Source organism: Pelagibius sp. Alg239-R121, from assembly GCF_947331435.1.
Classification (GTDB): domain Bacteria; phylum Pseudomonadota; class Alphaproteobacteria; order Kiloniellales; family Kiloniellaceae; genus Denitrobaculum.
The window spans coordinates 316,737-334,132 of the sequence record NZ_CAMZOF010000008.1 but is presented as its reverse complement, the minus strand read 5'-3'; the positions used below and the strand labels follow the sequence as shown (position 1 = coordinate 334,132).

17 protein-coding genes and 1 tRNA gene are annotated in these 17,396 nt (G+C 55.4%); 7 read left to right on the top strand and 11 right to left on the bottom strand.

What is annotated here, in order from left to right; translation table 11 throughout:
- Positions 1–14: 14 nt before the first annotated feature.
- Positions 15–1,565: a BCCT family transporter gene (locus QMZ18_RS25805; RefSeq protein WP_282609254.1), complete on the bottom strand. Its 1,551-nt coding sequence runs from the start codon at positions 1,563–1,565 to the stop codon at positions 15–17.
- A gap of 321 nt (positions 1,566–1,886) precedes the next feature.
- Here QMZ18_RS25805 and QMZ18_RS25800 point away from each other — a divergent pair, with 321 nt between their 5' ends.
- Complete coding sequence (locus QMZ18_RS25800; RefSeq protein ID WP_282609253.1) at positions 1,887–3,905, top strand: hydantoinase/oxoprolinase family protein; 2,019 nt, start codon at positions 1,887–1,889, stop codon at positions 3,903–3,905.
- Positions 3,906–3,950: 45 nt separating this feature from the next.
- Here the strand turns inward: QMZ18_RS25800 and QMZ18_RS25795 are convergent, their stop codons facing one another.
- Positions 3,951–4,502, bottom strand: a complete 552-nt coding sequence (locus QMZ18_RS25795; protein WP_282609252.1) for a PilZ domain-containing protein — start codon at positions 4,500–4,502, stop codon at positions 3,951–3,953.
- A 273-nt stretch (positions 4,503–4,775) separates the two neighbouring features.
- Here QMZ18_RS25795 and QMZ18_RS25790 point away from each other — a divergent pair, with 273 nt between their 5' ends.
- The 4 genes from QMZ18_RS25790 (at position 4,776) to QMZ18_RS25775 (ending at position 7,170) form a co-directional block, all read left to right on the top strand.
- Positions 4,776–5,435 carry a TetR/AcrR family transcriptional regulator gene (locus tag QMZ18_RS25790; protein ID WP_282609251.1) on the top strand — a complete coding sequence of 220 codons (660 nt, stop codon included), beginning with the start codon at positions 4,776–4,778 and terminating at the stop codon, positions 5,433–5,435.
- Positions 5,432–5,929: a PaaI family thioesterase gene (locus QMZ18_RS25785; RefSeq protein ID WP_282609250.1), complete on the top strand. Its 498-nt coding sequence runs from the start codon at positions 5,432–5,434 to the stop codon at positions 5,927–5,929. Before QMZ18_RS25790 ends, QMZ18_RS25785 begins: the two co-directional genes overlap by 4 nt.
- A 496-nt stretch (positions 5,930–6,425) precedes the next feature.
- A complete protein-coding gene (locus QMZ18_RS25780; RefSeq protein WP_282609249.1) occupies positions 6,426–6,668 on the top strand; it encodes a hypothetical protein in 243 nt (80 codons plus the stop codon).
- A gap of 160 nt (positions 6,669–6,828) precedes the next feature.
- Positions 6,829–7,170, top strand: a complete 342-nt coding sequence (locus QMZ18_RS25775) for a DUF5658 family protein (RefSeq protein WP_282609248.1) — start codon at positions 6,829–6,831, stop codon at positions 7,168–7,170.
- A 127-nt stretch (positions 7,171–7,297) separates the two neighbouring features.
- On the opposite strand, the gene QMZ18_RS25770 is transcribed toward QMZ18_RS25775, so the two are convergent.
- On the bottom strand, positions 7,298–7,588 hold the full coding sequence (locus QMZ18_RS25770) for a hypothetical protein (protein WP_282609247.1): 291 nt from the start codon (positions 7,586–7,588) through the stop codon (positions 7,298–7,300).
- Between the two features lie 508 nt (positions 7,589–8,096).
- Here QMZ18_RS25770 and QMZ18_RS25765 point away from each other — a divergent pair.
- A complete protein-coding gene (locus QMZ18_RS25765; RefSeq protein WP_282609246.1) occupies positions 8,097–8,687 on the top strand; it encodes a PAS domain-containing protein in 591 nt (196 codons plus the stop codon).
- An 18-nt stretch (positions 8,688–8,705) separates the two neighbouring features.
- On the opposite strand, the gene QMZ18_RS25760 is transcribed toward QMZ18_RS25765, so the two are convergent.
- The 8 genes from QMZ18_RS25760 to QMZ18_RS25725 form a co-directional block, all read right to left on the bottom strand.
- Positions 8,706–9,188 carry a PAS domain-containing protein gene (locus QMZ18_RS25760; protein ID WP_282609245.1) on the bottom strand — a complete coding sequence of 161 codons (483 nt, stop codon included), beginning with the start codon at positions 9,186–9,188 and terminating at the stop codon, positions 8,706–8,708.
- A 715-nt stretch (positions 9,189–9,903) separates the two neighbouring features.
- A tRNA-Glu gene (locus QMZ18_RS25755) sits at positions 9,904–9,979 on the bottom strand.
- A 60-nt stretch (positions 9,980–10,039) separates the two neighbouring features.
- Complete coding sequence (locus QMZ18_RS25750; protein WP_282609244.1) at positions 10,040–10,927, bottom strand: DUF1194 domain-containing protein; 888 nt, start codon at positions 10,925–10,927, stop codon at positions 10,040–10,042.
- A 15-nt stretch (positions 10,928–10,942) separates the two neighbouring features.
- On the bottom strand, positions 10,943–12,742 hold the full coding sequence (gene recJ / locus QMZ18_RS25745; protein WP_282609243.1) for a single-stranded-DNA-specific exonuclease RecJ: 1,800 nt from the start codon (positions 12,740–12,742) through the stop codon (positions 10,943–10,945).
- A 15-nt stretch (positions 12,743–12,757) separates the two neighbouring features.
- Positions 12,758–13,726, bottom strand: coding sequence for a class II fructose-bisphosphatase (gene glpX / locus QMZ18_RS25740; protein WP_322097315.1), 969 nt, complete (start codon positions 13,724–13,726; stop codon positions 12,758–12,760).
- Between the two features lie 110 nt (positions 13,727–13,836).
- Positions 13,837–15,129 carry a homoserine dehydrogenase gene (locus QMZ18_RS25735; protein WP_282609241.1) on the bottom strand — a complete coding sequence of 431 codons (1,293 nt, stop codon included), beginning with the start codon at positions 15,127–15,129 and terminating at the stop codon, positions 13,837–13,839.
- Positions 15,126–16,346 carry an LL-diaminopimelate aminotransferase gene (locus tag QMZ18_RS25730; RefSeq protein ID WP_282609240.1) on the bottom strand — a complete coding sequence of 407 codons (1,221 nt, stop codon included), beginning with the start codon at positions 16,344–16,346 and terminating at the stop codon, positions 15,126–15,128. The genes QMZ18_RS25735 and QMZ18_RS25730 overlap by 4 nt, the downstream gene beginning before the upstream one ends.
- A 134-nt stretch (positions 16,347–16,480) precedes the next feature.
- On the bottom strand, positions 16,481–16,927 hold the full coding sequence (locus QMZ18_RS25725) for an OmpA family protein (protein WP_282609239.1): 447 nt from the start codon (positions 16,925–16,927) through the stop codon (positions 16,481–16,483).
- Positions 16,928–16,970: 43 nt separating this feature from the next.
- Between QMZ18_RS25725 and QMZ18_RS25720 the strand changes: the two genes are divergently transcribed.
- Positions 16,971–17,357 carry a hypothetical protein gene (locus QMZ18_RS25720; protein ID WP_282609238.1) on the top strand — a complete coding sequence of 129 codons (387 nt, stop codon included), beginning with the start codon at positions 16,971–16,973 and terminating at the stop codon, positions 17,355–17,357.
- Positions 17,358–17,396: the final 39 nt, after the last annotated feature.

Sequence of the window (17,396 nt, the reverse complement as noted above, 5' to 3'; positions counted from 1 at the left end):
TTTCCCTCCTCTGCTCAACTGCCGCTACTTTGACCAACGGCTTCTCCGCGGGCCTCGATGGGTTTGAGTTGCGGAATCTCCTTTTTGATTTCCCGCATAAACCCGACGATTTGCAACAACACGATCACGGTAAAGGGTATCGCTCCCGTGATCGCCATGGCTTTCGCGACTGCCACGGATTCCGAAAAGATCGTCCCGGTCGTAATTGCAGCGATCAAAGTACCCCACACCATTTTTTGCATAATCGGTGGGTTCAAGTTCCCGTCGGTCGTCATCATCGAAAGAACGAAGGTTCCCGAATCTGCCGAGGTCACGAGGAAGATGAACATCAAAGACACAGCCAGGATGTTCAGAATGTGCCCGCCTGGGAAGTACGCCAAGAAGGCAAACAACGCCTTGGTCGCGTCCTCGAAAATTATTTCCTTGAGGCCACCACCACCAAACATCTCGATGTAAAAACCAGAGCCGCCGAAGACGGCGAACCACAGCATGGAAAACAGCGTCGGCACGAAGATGACCCCCATGCAGAATTCGCGGATCGTCCGTCCGCGGCTGATGCGCGCCACAAAGATACCGATGAAGGGTCCCCAGGCAATCCACCAGATCAGGTAGGTCAGCGTCCAACCCGCGCTCCAACCACCAAGATCTTCAAAGGGGAAGAGCTTGAACGACATGGTGAATATCCCGGCAAAATAATTACCGATCGAATCAATGAAGGTCTCAAGCAGAAAGCGCGTTGGGCCGGCAAAGAGAACCAGCAACATGATGAGAATTGCGATCACCATATTGACGTTCGACAGGATCTTGATTCCCTTGTCGACGCCTGTGGTCGCAGACAGCATGTAACAGACGAAAAGGATGCCCAGGATGATGATCGCCGTCGTGACACTTTCATCGGTACCAAAGGCGTAGAACGAGCCGGAGCGGACCGCCAAAGTCCCCATAGCCAAGGATCCGGCGAGCCCGAACACGACTGAAAGAACCGCAAGAATATCGGCAACGTTGCCCATGGCCTCGCCTGCCCGGCCGGAGAACAATGCCTTGATCGGTGTTGAAATCATCGATGGCTGGCCACGGCGGAAGGTGAAGTACGCGATCACCAGCGCGCAGATCGCATAGATCGACCAGGCGTGAAAACCCCAATGCAGGTTTGTGATGACCAACGACTGACGGGCTGCAGCGGCCGTTCCGCCTTCCATGCCCGGAGGGCTGATGTAATGATACATCGGCTCGGCCGGTCCCCAGAGCAAAAGACCGGAGCCCATACCGCCGGCAAAAAGCATCGCAATCCAGGACACCGTCGAGAACTCGGGTTCCTCGTCGTCTTTGCCCAATCGGATTTTTCCGTAAGGTCCAAGCGCCATATAGAGAGAGAGGAAAAGGAAACTGGAGCAAATGAAAAGCCAAGCCCAACTGACACCGGTCAGTGCGTAGTTGGTAAACCCGAGCATCGCTCCTGTCATGCCTTCCGGACTTATGATCCCCCAGATCCCAATTCCGGCGCAGCACACCATTGAAACAATAAATACTGTGTTGATTGTGAGCTTGGACGTGATTGACGACATCAGTGTCTCCCCCCAGCGCGTATTTATTTTTATACACCCAATTGTGAGGGTAACCTACTTTTGGTAGATAGGCCAATTCGCGACATTGTTTGTGCAATTCACGCCATAGCCGACCATCTGTAGCAACAGCCGAAACTCAATTAAACTCAGGTTTTGCGCCTGAATTTACTGTTTGAGCGCGTCCTGCTTGCTGCGACATTGCTCAGCTCAATTGGTCTTCAACGACTCGGTGATTCCGGGAGACATTCGCTGCCTGTTGGTGCTAGAGGAGGTTTTGCTTTTGACAGCCCGCAGACACTCGGGTTTGAGGATTTATTTTGCATGGCTAAACTTCTGGGAATCGACACCGGCGGCACCTACACGGACGCTGTTCTTTTCAGTCGAGAAGACGGAGTCCTTGCCTCGGCAAAAGCCCTGACAACGAAACACGATCTTTCGCTTTGTGTCGGCGAAGCGATCGGGGCCGTTCTCGAAGAAAATCAGGACGGCACCAAGATTGAACTGGTTTCGATCTCCACCACCCTTGCCACAAATGCGGTGGTCGAAGGTCAAGGGAGCCCGGTCTGTCTCTTGCTCATCGGTTATGACAAAAAAGCACTCGGCCGAGCCGGCTTAGGCGAAGCCCTGGGCAAAGACCCGGTGGTATTCATTGAAGGCGGCCACAATGCCGCTGGTGATGAAGCGGCACCGCTGGATCTCGCGGCGGCGAAAGAAGCTATCGAACACTACGCTCCAAGCGTTTCGGCCTTCGCCGTTGCAGGTCTTTTCGCCGTTCGCAATCCGGCGCACGAAATCGCAGTCAGCGAACTGGTTCATACGCTGTCCGGCAGACCCGTAACCGCCGCTCACCAATTGGCTTCAAACCTGGATGCTCCCCGCCGAGCCCTGACGGCGGTGTTAAATGCGCGACTGATTCCACAACTACAGGATCTTATCTTATCGGTTCAGAACCTTCTCACTGAGCGCCGGATAGAAGCCCCACTGATGATCGTCAAAGGTGACGGGTCGCTGATTTCGGCCGGTGTTGCTCTGAAGCGGCCGATCGAAACCGTGCTGTCCGGACCGGCCGCGAGCACGATCGGCGCGACTTTCCTTGCCGGTCAGTCGGATATGCTGGTGGTCGACATTGGCGGAACAACCTCGGACATCGCCGTTCTGCGAAACGGGCGACCTTTGTTGAGCGCCGATGGCGCTACCATTGGCGGCTGGAGAACGATGGTACAGGCGATCGCCGTTCAGACTTTTGGCCTGGGAGGGGATAGCGAAGTACAGATGGATCGGGGTTCCGGCCTGACGCTGGGTCCGAGACGAAACGTGCCAATTTCCCTGCTCGCCAAAGACCACCCGGAGGTTTTGGAGAGCCTCGGACAACAGCTCGCCGATGAACGACTGCCGGCGTACGCTGGACTCTTTGCACTGAAGCAGCGGTTACTCGACACCACTGAATCTTCCCTGACTTCATCCGAGCGGAGTCTTTGGCGTGCGCTTCAGGATCGCCCTGTCGCCCTCGCAGATTTGCTCTCGGGATCGGCAATGGAACGACCGTTCCAACGCCTTGTCGAACGAGGCTTGGTTATCGTCGCGGGTTTCACGCCCAGCGATGCCGCGCATATCCTGGGCCGACATCAGGCGTGGTCGCGACCAGCCGCCGAAACTGCCGCCCGGCTCTTCGCCCGCCGTGCGGCGGCGGCTGGGCTTTCTTTGCCGGAGGAACCAGTCGAACTCGCAGAAACAATCACTGAAGCAATGGTCATCGCGTCGGCTGAATTGCTAGTTATGGCCAGCCTGGCTGAAACCTTTCCCTCGGCTCAACTCGATAGTTTAAATGAAGTCGGTCGGCATTTCCTTCGCCAGGCTGTAGGCCGAGACACCAACACAGATCGCCCGCTGCATGAGGATCCTGTCGAATTTGCGTTCCGTTTGCGTCTGCCCGTTGTCGCGATTGGAGCACCAGCAGCAAACTATTATCCCGAGATCGCAAAGCGATTGAGTGCAGGTGTAACGATCCCGTCGCATGCAGAGGTCTGCAACGCAATTGGTGCCGTTGTAAGCAGCGTTGCCCAGACGACGACAGCCACTGTCACCACACCCGGCGAGGGCCGCTACCGGGTGCACTTAAGCAATGTTATGCGCGAGTTCCCGTCGTTGGACTTGGCCACAGACTTCGCAACCGAAGAAGCCGAACGTTTAGCGAGGGAGTCCGCCGTCAGCGCCGGCGCCTTTGAGCCCGAAATACAGTCAAGTCGCCGGGATACAACGGTCGAAGATGCCGGAGGCCGTAGCATTTTTGTGGAAAGCAGGATTGAAGCGACAGCGATCGGGCGTCCAAGCCTGAACTAATACCCTGTTTGCGCAGAGTGCTAACGCCTTATTTTGGTTTACTGGTCAGCTTGGTTTTCGCTTTATCGGCCGACCCGTCACAAGGCGCTCAATAATCCGATATTGTTCATCGGTAATGTCAATGAAGCGTGCTCCCAGGCTGTCTTCACTCTTGTCGAAACGCATGATTTCAACCTGAATTTCAAGAATAGTTTCAGTATCCTTCAGCAACTTCAGCATTGCCGGGTCACCAACCTTGAAATTGCAGGCTCTGCCAGCGCGTTGCGTTAAGGGAATGATCTCCAACTCGTATCCATCATCGCCAAGAACAAGGGGACCGGGCTTGCCGAACACTTTAGCCCCGACCCCACTGGCGCTGATATCGACGACGGTGATCCGACCTTCATTGACGAGACCGTCGAAATTCACACGCCGGCGAAGATCACGACGGCGTTCTTTCCGCCTTACCGCAACAACTTTGCCCATGGCTGTATCCCATTTATTCAGAGGCTTTTCGTATTTTGCAGAACCGGTAAAAACACCGAACCAGCCTCTATTCCAAACGCGAGAAGGCGTCTTTCGTTCTCGGACGTTTCTAACAAGGTCCACCGCGCTCACGCCTAGGTTTGTCGTTTAGCCTGGCGTCTGCACATTAAAGACTCTCCTCCGTGGGTAGGATACTGCAGAGAAAATGTACAAATGCTTTCCAACCGCCGGTTTTCGAACCACGCTCAGATATCTTTACCCTGGTTTTCGGACCACCACATTTCAGGTTTCAAAGTAAACTGCCGTCGACATAAGCTGTTTTAGCGCAGGAGCGCTTATCAAAGGTACTATCTGGGGTGGTCGATTTTAATTGCAAAAAAGCACGAACGTTCGTTATTTTATGAAATGAACAAAGGCAATCAAACCAGGGCAAGTATTCTTGCGGCCGCGACAAATCTTGCCAGCAAGGATGGCCTCGCTGGATTGAGCATCGGTAGCTTGGCGAAAGACCTTGGCTTGTCGAAGAGCGGATTGTTTGGGCATTTCGGCTCAAAGGATGCCTTGTTGATGGCGGTAACCGAGGCGGCATCCGAGAGGTTTGTCGAATTGGTGATGCGACCGGCCTTTAAAGAACCTGCGGGACGGCCCCGGCTTGAACGGCTCTTTGAAAACTGGCTCGACTGGTCCGAGAGCCGCGAGTTCCCCGGAGGCTGCCCAATCATGGCAGCGACACTAGAGCTGGACGATCAGCCTGGCCCCCTTCGCGACTACCTGTTGTCACAACAGCAAAGGTGGCTCGACACCATCGCACAAGCCGCACGCATATCAATTTCCGTGGGCCATATGGATGAAGCAGTCGATTGCGAGCAGGTTGCCTTTGAATTCAATGCGATCGGCTTCGGATACCACTTTTCCCAGAGATTCCTGCGCGACAGCAGCGCCCGCCAGAAGGCGCGAACCGCCTTCCGCACGCTACTGCAAAACTGCGCGCCCACATCGCCCAAGGACGGTCCGCCTGAATCCCCACGCGGCGCCGAAGCTACTGAGGAAACAAACGACGAATGACGAAGGAATCCACAAACGCTTCGCCGAATGCAAGCAACGCCCCCGTAATAACCGCGAGTGAAATGAAACACTTAAGCGGCTTTGATTTCCTCACCGCGATTGCCTCCGGGGATCTTCCGCAGCCCCCTATTGCCGAGTTGATGGATTTCCGACTGACCGAAGTCGGCGCTGGCAGTGTGGTTTTCGAGGGCAGACCTGGACCGCAACACTATAACCCGATTGGGTCAGTTCATGGGGGTTACGCGGCAACAGTCCTCGATTCAGTGATGGCTTGTGCGGTCCATTCGACCCTTCCGGCAGGAACCGGCTATACCACCCTGGAATTCAAAGTGAACTTCGTACGCGCCCTTACTCAGGAAACAGGAAAGGTGCGTGCCGAGTCGAGTGTGATTCACCAAGGATCTCGCATTGCCACGTCCGAAGGCAGATTGTTCGGCGAAGATGGCAAGCTCTACGCGCACGGCACCACCACCTGCATGATTTTTCCCATGTAATAGACAAGCGCGGTTCCTTAAGTGATAACCACCATGGTCCGGCGGATAGCCGCCGCAATCACGCCTCTAAAGGCAAGGATTCGAGGGAGCTTCAGACGATCACAATCCGTCTCAAGCACTTCAGAACTTCAAATGATGCGATAAAAATAGGAAGGCCCCCACGGTTCGGCGTATACCGTGGGGGCCTTTGCGAGGAATAGGCCTTGGGGAAGGCCGTTGTCAGTTGCGTTAACAACCAACCTCTCGGTGAACACACAGTGCCAAGATCTGATCGAAAACGGTGTGTTAAAACTGTGGCCTGTATAGTGGTTGGCATCTCGAATTCGAACGTTCACATCCCTTTCGCTTGATCTTTCGCAAAAAAACCTCAGAACTTGTTGTTTCTAATATAATATTTTTCAAACGCTTAGCTCGCGTTGAGAGATAAACTTTTGGTTTAACTCCCGAGTTCGGTGAATACCGGAGCTCAATTTTTTTTCAGAACAAGGACCGATCGATGGAAGCCATCACCCCCTATTTGGACGTAATTACAGCCTTCTTTGATGGTGCCGCCACCGAGATTGTCTTGGTTATCGCCGCGCTACTGATCTGGTTGCGAATCGGGCGACTCGATAAGTCGTTACGCGAATTGAACGAAAAGAATTTAGCGAAAGCCGAACTCTTTGCAGTTTCTGAGCAGGGCTTGCATGAGCGGATCGAGGCCGTACTTGCGGAAGTCCGCGAACTTAAATCCAGATAAAGCCCTAGCAACCTTTCTTCCTGAAGTAGGTGCGCACCGCAACAGCTTGCGATTAATAGCTCTTCATCTCATCGATTAACTTTCGAGAAAGCAGAAAAAGCTAAAACTTGTCGTTCAAACAAATTGCTCAGCGGCAATAATTAGGTTCGAGGCATTTACTGTGTTCCAGTGGTTACCGGCGATCGCGTCAAAGAATCGGAATAGCCCCCGGCTCAAGGCTGCCAGTTATTTGATCGCGACCTGTCTGATCGCGCTTACGATACTTGATATTGTCACCACGAATCTTGGTTTGGCCGCAGGTGCTGTCGAGGCCAACAAGATCATTCGTTGGTTTCAGCAAAACCTTGGAGACTGGTGGTTTGTACCGCGTCTGGTGGCCCAGATCATCCCAGCTGTGATGATCATCTGGTATCCGCATCGTGCGGTTCTGATCGTTGTAACACCCGTCATACCGATCTTGGCGTATTTTGTCTGGAACAACGCTAAGCTCGCCGGCTTCTAGCGCAGGATCTTCCCTTTCCGTGAAACGGAACCAGATTTCGATATCTCTGTGAAATAGGCTTGCGTAATTGGCGCCGCTGGCACCTGACACTGCGGTCGTTGCAACCTCTGTTAAGGAGGATCGCGTCCTACGACTTCACGGGAATATCGAAATACTCAACGATTGGCGGATAGTCCAGGAACGGCATGGTCTTCGCGATCTGAGCGGACAGATAGCCATTTTCCTCGCTTTTCAAGGCATCTTTCTCGCTCTCAAAAACGACAAAAGTGATTGCCTTGCCGTTCTTATCGATACCAAAATTGGTTTCTTTGAAACCCGTTTGTTTACGTAATGCCGGCAAGATGGAATCCCGATACAACGCCGCGACCTCTTCGGCATTACCGTACTTCAGGTGCATAGTTATCAGCCGCGCATACATCTCGTCCTCCTTCCGGTTTACCGCATAGGTCCATTGGCACTGGGGTATGTCTGGACCAGGTCACGACCTGAGTCTGGCTTAATCCTTTTCCATATAGCTTGTCCTATCGGTCATACCCCCAACATTTACCACCAGCGGATTCTTCCAGTTCCAGCTTTTCGAGCATTCCAACTGACTTTGTTTAGCCAGTGGGCTTCGTTGGCGGCTCAATCTTATCACAGCGGTTAAATTCCACCCAGGTGGTAGAGATGGCAGTCTGTTCAGGCGACGGTTACAGGCTTATTGGCAGAGAATTGGGGCGTGGAGCGAGCAAATTTCAGCATCTTCGGGCATCATTCTGGCACGAGCGTGTTGGTTTAATTGCCAAACAATTGATGCAATCTCGTCGTGACAAATCGAACGACTTCCTATAGTATCCGGCCAATAATTTATTGAACTTTGTAGTTGTATTTCTAAGTTGTATTTATAAGTATCTTTTCCCTCTGCAAGCTTTCGGAGGCAGCGTTTAGTGTTGGATCTGGTCACAGTTCCTGATGAAATTGCCGATGAAGTTCACGCTTCTCTAGCTAACTTTAAGGCTCAGATAACAGATGATCGCCACCAGGCGCTTCTCGACTATTGGGTTGAAAAGCGCGCGGGACGGGCCATGCCTGATCGCTCAGACATTGATCCGATAGATATCCCCAAACTTCTGCCGGATATCGGCCTTTTGGACGTCATAGACGGCGGTCGACGTTTCTATTTTCGCGTTGTCGGCAGTAGCATAAATCGAGCGTTTGGCCACGACTATACCGGGCATTTTCTTGATGAAGTCGCGCCGATCGGATACAGCCAATTCATCACCCTTCTCTATCGAAAGGTGGTGCAGACCCGCTCTCCGGTCTATTCGCTCGGAAAGTGCCGTTATCGCGATGCATCGGTTCGGAGCATTCAACGGCTGCTCCTGCCGCTGACGAGGGATAGTGATGGCGTGGAGCAAATCTTCTATTCGACTTGCCTTGGGGGAATACAAGGCGACTTCCAATGTGCGACTCAGACGGTCGATGACATCATCACAAACGACGGCTTGGTTTATATTTTATCGGCCAATGAGGGATAACCTTCATCCGGGCGTTTTTTAAACGCCGCCGAACCCGCGCAAAGCCTGCAATGGCGTCAATGGTTCGACAACCGCCCCGCCAAAAATCATATCCACTGTTTTTCCATCGCTCGATAAGGGCAACGCCAAGCGCTCGAACCAGATAAACTCGCCGCTCTGCTTGCGGAATTCACGCGAGATGACTGAGGGTTGAAGCGTCGAGGCCAGTTCGTCGTAGGTACCAATCACCCAGCTCTTCATATCACCGAGATCGATCTCATCCACGTAACGGCCGGTCGTTTCTTCACCGTATTGTTTGTTGATCGCTGTTCCAACGAGGCAATAGCGGTATCTGCGCGGGTCTTCTTCGACTTCAATCATTGCGACATAAGGCAATATCTTTGCCGATAGCTCGACTGGTGGATCCAGATCCGAACGCGAGGGGACAACGCTGTCCCGGCATTTTGTTTGCCAATAGCGGTAGATTTCTCTTAACGGTTCGGTGCGAATCTGCTCAAGCATTCGTTTTTAAGCTCCCCCGTTCGAGCTAGACGCGATGAGCTCGAACTCAACTAAAATTACGTCAAATGGCGCACCGAAAACAACCCATTCGACGCATTAAATCCTATTGTTAATGCAGTATTTTTAAACAATTGCTAGATCTCAAGGGCTTGCCCAAGATTTCGGCAACTCGCTCAGAAGTTAAATTTGTTCGTCTTCAAATAATAATTCTTGAAACTCGTATCAATTCTCACCTTTATCGAATTAATCCTAACGACTGTCACATCGATCTGGATAATCATTACCGCAAGAACACAACTTTGGCACAACACCCTAATAATTCGCTTGGTAGCGTAATTCCACAGATCAGGACGGGAGTGTAATGATGATCGTGGAGCAAAAGAGGGCCGCAAAGTGGCCGACACGACGCACCGCCGCTATCTTGCTTGTTGCGTCGGTGGGAGTCTGGAGCATCGTCACCTGGGGAATCCTGGTCATCGCATAGAATATGAGCCCCCGGCAGTAGCAGACGCTTCTTCGGAGGCGGATGTTTTCGGGCGGACAGTTCTGCCTGATTCCTTTCGGCCCCCGGCCAATTTCACCTGTGCCAAGTCAGCCGCGCCAAAAAGTCGGCATTTTTTCCCATAAAATCGCAAGCGGAACACGCACATACACCTGTGTGGCATCCGTGCCGCTGCGGTCTCGTCTAGAAGCTGATTTTCGTGGAAGGAGGAAGTGGCGACCCCAACGGGATTCGAACCCGTGTTGCCGGCGTGAAAGGCCGGTGTCCTAGGCCTCTAGACGATGGGGTCGCTGTGAGGACGGATGTAAAGGCTTCGTGGCGCGAATGCAAGCCCAACAATTCCACAAAATCACTTTTCCTCGTTTGGACCGTTTTTCCCCGGCTTGTCAAAGATGTGCGCTTCCTGGAGCAAGGGTGTTTTCGGCGCCTGAACAATTGGTACACCTGAGATTTCTTTAATCAGTTTCTCCAGCATTGCTGCGGAAAAGTCTTCATAGTCCGTTGCAGTGATGACGAAAGCGCCGGTGCCGCCGATCACGTTGTAGCGATAGTATGAGTCGATGGTCGGGTCTTCGTTGAGGATAGCAAGACCGTTAATGGTCACTCCCGAATCGACGACTTTGTCACGCACGCGCTCCGGCCGTGTCCCCTGGTTGGTTCGACCGTCCCCCGATACGTCGATCACCTTACGCCGGCCAGAATAGCTGTTCTTTTCGAACTGCCGCGCAGCGAAGGTCAGCGCGCCCCCAAGCGCCGTCCCTCCGCCAAACAGAAACCGCGGTGTATTATCGATCTCCTGGGCAAACTGTTCGGATGTTTCCTGATCATTGACCTCGAACCAATCGATCGCCAGCAATTGTTTGCGGGCATCGGACCACTGGACCATCGCAACCACAATTCCGCGATCGCCGGATGCCCGAATAGCGCCAATAACCGCTTCGTTTCGAAAGGCTTGCGACATCCCTCTCATCTGCAGGTCGAACTCTTCCGAAGACACGCTCGACGAAGTGTCAATTGCCAGAATCAGCTCTAGATCTACGGTTCTTTCCTGTGTCGTTTGAATAGGCGGTATTGGCCCCGCCGCCACAAGTAAAGGTACGAGGAGGCTTAGTGCTGTCAAACGTAGCAACGAAAGGGGAACTCTTGAAATTATGGCTTTTGAGAGTGAATTTCGCCGGTGCGTCGGAGCAAAACCAGCAACGAGATGTCGATTCGCCGAGTCAATTGGTCGCGTCATAAAGTCAGTGTAGACTTATATCGATGCGGCGTCTTCGATAATGATCTGAACTGCGTCCCGCCCGGCCCAGCTGTCGAGCTTGAGTTTTCCCGCCACGTGAAGCGGAACACCACCAGACTTCAGCAAGAGTTCACCCAACGGGTTGTCCAAGGCCCGAAAGGCGATCCCCTTGATACGTTTGCCATCGACCCCGGCGAGACTGCAGCGCACATGATCGGCGCCAACTACGCTGGCGTTCGCCACCTGTACGGATGGCAGTACGAAGCGTGGTTGAGGATTTCCAACTCCGAAGGGCCCGCAACGCTCGATTTCCCGCAAAAGGTCGGCCGTTGCTCCGCCAGGCTGAAGGGCACCATCGATCCCTAACGAGGGCCTATAGTCGACGGCCTTCAACTGGGACGTTATCCGCTCTGTAAGAAACGCTTCGAGCCCCTTAAGAGCATCAGCAGCAACGGTTAAGCCCGCCGCCATGGGGTGGCCACCACCGTTGATCAGAAGACCGGCCTGACGGGCTGCGATGACGGTCGCACCCAGATCTACACCCGGCACAGAGCGTCCCGATCCCTTTCCAAGTCCCTTTTCATCAAGCGCAATCACGATTGCAGGCGCGTTGTAGCGATCCTTTAGGCGGCTGGCCACAATACCTATGACGCCTGGATGCCAGTTGGGCCCCGCAGCGATCACCAGTCCACCTGGCGGTTCGCCATTTGCTTCAACCTGCTCGATCGCCTGATCCAGCACCTGCGCTTCGAGTTCTTTGCGTTCCGCATTATAGCGGTCCAAACGGCTTGCCAGATCGCGTGCTTCGACCGCATCGTCAGTTGCGAGAAGGGTGGCGCCCAAACCTGCCTCTCCTACCCTGCCACCGGCGTTTACGCGCGGACCAAGCATGAAACCCAGATGAAAGCTGTCGGGCCTTTCGCTGAGTTTTGCGACATCCGAAAGGGCGACAAGGCCTGGATTTTTCCTCTGCCCCATGACTTTCAGCCCTTGGGTCACGAAGGCCCGGTTAAGTCCGTACAGCGGGACGACATCGCAGACCGTACCGAGTGCAACCAGATCCAACCATTGCTTCAGATCCGGCTCACTCAACCCGGACTGCTGAAACCAGCCTGCCTGACGCAAACCCCGGTTCAATGCGACGATAAGCAGGAAAGTGACACCGACAGCCGCCAGATGGCCACAGTCGGATTCCTCATCCTGCCGGTTCGGATTGACCACTGCCGCCGCCACAGGAAGTCTTGGCTCGGCGGCATGGTGGTCAACCACGATGACCTCGAGTCCCTGGTCTGCCGCGTCCTCCAGGGCATCGAATGAGGTTATGCCGCAGTCGACGGTAATGACCACCGCGATACCTTCGCTTCTTAGCTGGCGGAGAGCGGTCGCGTTAGGACCATAACCTTCGGTAATTCGATCAGGAATATAGACACGTAAATCAGCACCGGCTTGCTTGAGAAAGCGATGAAGCAGAGCCGATGAGGTGGCGCCGTCCACGTCGTAATCACCGAATACAGCAATCCGCTCACCCTCGCGAATGGCTTTGACGAGCCGTTCAACAGCCTGATCCATATCGCGCAGGTGTGACGGATCGGGCAAAAACTGGCGCAGGGTTGGATTGAGGTAAGCTTCAGCGGAGTCCAGATCGACATCGCGCGCAGCCAGGATCCGGCCGACAATTTCGGGTAAATCAAGCCGCTGCGCCAAAGCCAGGCCGCGCCTGGGGTCGGCCAGACGTTCTTCCCAGCGTTTTCCGCCGGCCGAGGTCTCGACATTCAGAAAGCTGGCACGCGAAAGCCGTTCCGACGCTGCCTCCATGCCGATACCCTGCTCCTATACCCCCAGCTTGTCGTACCAGGTCTTGCGGGTGAAATCGTGTTGAGCCTCGACCAGCCGGACCGTTCCGGTCTTAGAGCGCATCACCATCGAATGCGTGGTCGCGCCGCCTGGAGTACGGCGGACACCGCGCAGCATGCTGCCGTCCGTAACACCCGTCGCCACGAACATCACGTCACCGCCCGCCAGCTCATTCAATTGGTACTTGCGGTCGAAATCTTCGATTCCCCAGCGCCGGCCGCGCTCCCGCTCGTCTTCATTCCGAAAGACCAGCCGACCCTGGAACTGGCCGCCGATGCAGCGCAAGGCGGCAGCAGCCAGAACACCCTCGGGTGCACCGCCAACCCCCATGTAGAGATCAACCCCACTGTCGGGCCGGCTGGTTGCCATCGCACCGGAGACGTCACCATCGCCGATCAGCATGATACGGGCGCCGGCTTCGCGGACCTGTGAGATCAGTTCGCTGTGGCGTGGCCGATCCAGGATACAGACGACCAAGTCTGCAACTTCGGTCTTCTTGGCTTCAGCCAGGCTTTTCAGATTTTCAGCCGGGGCTTTATCAAGGTCAACCACCCCTTCAGGCAGTCCGCCACCGACGGCAATCTTGTTCATGTAGGTATCCGGTGCGTTCAGAAAGCCTCCGGATTCCGCCAGCGCAATGACCGCCAGTGCGTTGGGGCCGCCTTTTGCCGTCAATGTCGTACCTTCGAGCGGATCGAGCGCGATGTCGATCATTGGGCCGCCCTGCCCGACCTTCTCGCCGATGTACAGCATCGGGGCTTCGTCGCGTTCGCCTTCGCCGATGACAACGGTTCCGTCGATTGCAAGCTCGTTAAGGGATTCACGCATGGCATTGACGGCTGCCTGGTCCGCCGCCTTTTCATCGCCCCGTCCCATTAGTCTTGACGCCGCAAGAGCAGCCGCCTCCGTTACGCGGACGGTTTCAAGCGCCAGATTGCGATCCATCGCGCTTGCTGCTGCATCGGATTGTGACATCGTTCTTCTACTCCAATTCGTTCTTCAACATTCATCGCCCTCAATATGGGCGTCGCTGATGCGGGTACGTCCTGTCCCGGCTACAGCGATTCAATTCTGATCATGCGCGGCGTTTCAAGCACCGCCTCCATCGCGTCGATCCGATCCAGAGCCATCGCGATACGCTTTTGTGTCGTCGCGTGCGTCGTAATGACCACCGGCACAGCCTCACCCGGAGCGTGGCCACGCTGCAGCATGGCCTCGACGGAAATTTCCTCGTCACGCAGGGCTGCGGCAATATCTGCAATAACGCCGGGACGATCAACAACCATCAAGCGTACGTAGTGTGAGGCACTATGGCCATCCATCGTTGCGCTTTTACTGTTGCTCAGTTCTCCAGCCGGAATGGCAAAGGTTGGAAGCGTGCTGCCCCGTGCAATATCCAACAGGTCGGCAACAACAGCAGAAGCCGTCGGCCCCGCCCCGGCCCCGGCGCCCTCTGAGAGAATGCGGCCGACAAAGTCGCCCTCCGCCACGACAGCATTGAACACGCCTTCGACATTGGCGATCGGGGTGTCTCTGGCCACCATACAGGGATGCACACGCTGCAAGATGCCACCTTCTTCGCGCCGGGCAATCCCCAAGAGCTTTATGCGGTAGCCCAATTCCTCGGCGTAGGCGATATCCAGAGAGGAGATCTCTCGAATTCCCTCAACATAGACCGACTCGAAATCAACCTCGCACCCAAAGGCAAGAGCCGTCAGAATTGCGAGCTTGTGCGCGGCATCCACACCATCGACATCGAAGCTCGGATCGGCTTCCGCATATCCCAATTCTTGTGCTTCGTTGAGAACCTCGCCGAACTCGCGGCCACTGTCGCGCATAGCAGAGAGGATATAGTTGCAGGTGCCGTTCAAAATGCCGTAAACCTGCTCGATAGCGTTTCCACCAAGACCTTCACGCAGGCTTTTGATTACAGGAATACCACCGGCCACAGCTGCTTCATAGCCCAGGAATACCTTGGCGTCCTCTGCGGCACGTGCCAGCTCGGTGCCGTGATGGGCAAGCAACGCCTTGTTTGCAGTTACAACATGCTTCCCGGTGGAAATAGCGGTCTCGACCACTTCCTTCGCGATACCGTCAGAACCGCCAATCAGCTCCAGCACAACATCGATCTGATCGTCAGCCGCCATTGCCACTGCGTCTTCGAACCAGCGCACGGCGGAAAGGTCGACGCCACGGTCTCTACTCCGGTCACGCGCCGACACAGCGGAGACCAGAAAATGACGGCCACAACGGGCGGCAAGCAATTTCCCATGGGATTCGATGATTCCGAGAGTCCCGGCACCAACCGTGCCGAGGCCGGCAATTCCAATACGCAGAGGTTTCGTCACGATGCTATTTTCCGCTCGTCCATTAGGTTGCGGACCTTCTCAGGGTCCTTGAAAAGTGCCTTGATATTTCGAACTGCCTGACGTGTGCGGTGTTCGTTCTCGACCAGTCCTAAGCGAACATGTCCATCACCATATTCTCCAAAACCAACGCCTGGCGCCACAGCGACCTTGGCGTGTTGCAGGAGAAGCTTGGAAAACTCCAGCGAACCCAGATCTGCGAACTCTGGAGGCAGAGGCGCCCAGGCGAACATGGTGGCGGGCGGACTAGGCACGTCCCAACCTGCCGCTTCCAGCCCGGAAATGAGAACATCCCGCCGGGATTTATAACGGGCGCGCATCTCGTCGATGCAGCTTTGATCGCCGTTCAAGGCCGTGGTTGCCGCGACCTGGATCGGGGTAAAGGCGCCGTAGTCGACATAGGATTTCACCCGCATCAAAGCGGCGACCAGTTTCTTGTTCCCGGTACAGAATCCGACCCGCCAGCCCGGCATGGAATAGGTCTTGCTGAGCGACGTGAACTCCACGGCGATGTCCCGGGCACCCGGCACCTGCAGGATCGATGGCGGCGGATCGCCTTCGAAATAGACTTCGGCATAGGCTAAATCCGAAATCACATAGATCCCATGACGACGGCAGAAGTCGACCACCTCGGCGTAAAAGTCGACACCGACCACTTCAGCGGTTGGGTTGGCAGGATAATTGAGCACCAATGCCGTAGGTTTAGGCACTGAATGCTTCACGGCACGTTCGAGCTGCGCCATGAAGTCGAAATCCGACCCGACCGGCATGCTTCGGATCGATGCGCCGGCAATGATGAAACCAAAGGCATGGATCGGATAGCTCGGGTTCGGCACTAGGATAATGTCGCCCGGTGAAGTAATCGCCTGCGCCAGATTGGCGAGCCCCTCTTTCGAGCCGATCGTTACACAGGTTTCGCTGTCTGGGTCGATTTCCACGCCGAAACGGCGCTGATAGTAGGCTGCGAGCGCCTTGCGCAATCCAGGAATTCCACGGGAGGTGGAATAGCGATGCGTCCGTGGATCCTGGGCCGCCTCAACCAGCTTTGCGATGACATGCGGCGGCGGTGGCTGATCGGGATTTCCCATACCAAAGTCGATGATATCTTCACCGGCTGCGCGGGCCTTTGCCTTCAGGTCGTTGACTTCGGCAAACACATAAGGCGGCAGACGCTTGATACGGTGAAATTCTTGTTCCATCGCAAACTCTTGGGAAATCGCCAATAATTGGCATTGAGTTTTAAAAAGCCAGCTTCGGATTTGAGGAAAAGGACCCGCGGGTCTTCCCCCTCAGGCGTAACCGGCCAACGCCCCGCTTTTTAGCGCTCCGCCGCCTAATATGCCAGATAGATCTCAGCACGGCGGTTACCGGCTTCGCCTGTCGGCATAAATTCGTGAAATACCGGCTGATTGTCTGAACGGGCCTCTGCGACAACCTGGTCCTTGGGAACTCCCAGCCGCGCCAGCGCTGCCGCCACGGAATTTGCGCGTTTCAGCGATGTCTCCAGGTTGACGACCCTGTGGTTTACCGCGTCGGTTGAACCTGTACGTGAGCTTGAGTGACCGATAACTAAGACTCGGGCATTCTTCTCGCGTTGGATAGCCGCGACGTCACGCAACACCTTCAAGTCGTTGTTATCCAGGCCGAACGACCCATGACCAAAGTAGATCACTGCCGTTAGCTGGCCTGACGCGCCGGCTGCTCCGGACGCCCCTGGCACCGGGGCGCGGGCGGTCTGCTGTTGGGTAGCACCGGGAGACGCCGTTCCGCGTCCAGGCAACTGATAACGCGGCGCCTCAAAGGTCGGCGGAACATAATTCGACGTGTTGGGCTGTGCTGCACGCGCCGGAAATGCAGGCGGCAATTCAGAGGTTGAATTGGACCGGGGCGCGGCCGCAGTCTTGGCGGCTGGCGCAGCCGCGACAGCCTTAGGTGCTGCAGAAAGGACCGTCGTTCCAGGCGCAGCCGGTGTTGGCGGTGGCGGCGGAGGTGAAGCCGGTGTCGCCGTAGGTGTAGCCGGTGCTGCCGGGGCAGCTGGTTTGGGCGTCACGCTTGCAGCCGCAGGCGCAGCCGGAGCTGCTGGCGTAGCAGGCGCTGGCGACGGCGCAGCGGCCGGCGCAGGTGCTGCAGGCGTCACGGGCGCCCGCTTTGGAGCACTTGGCGGCGGTGGCGCAGGCGGTATCAGTGTGGATTCTGCCGTCAGGGATTGATCACTGTAGCGCGCGTTAGACCGGTCTGCCGACAGGCCC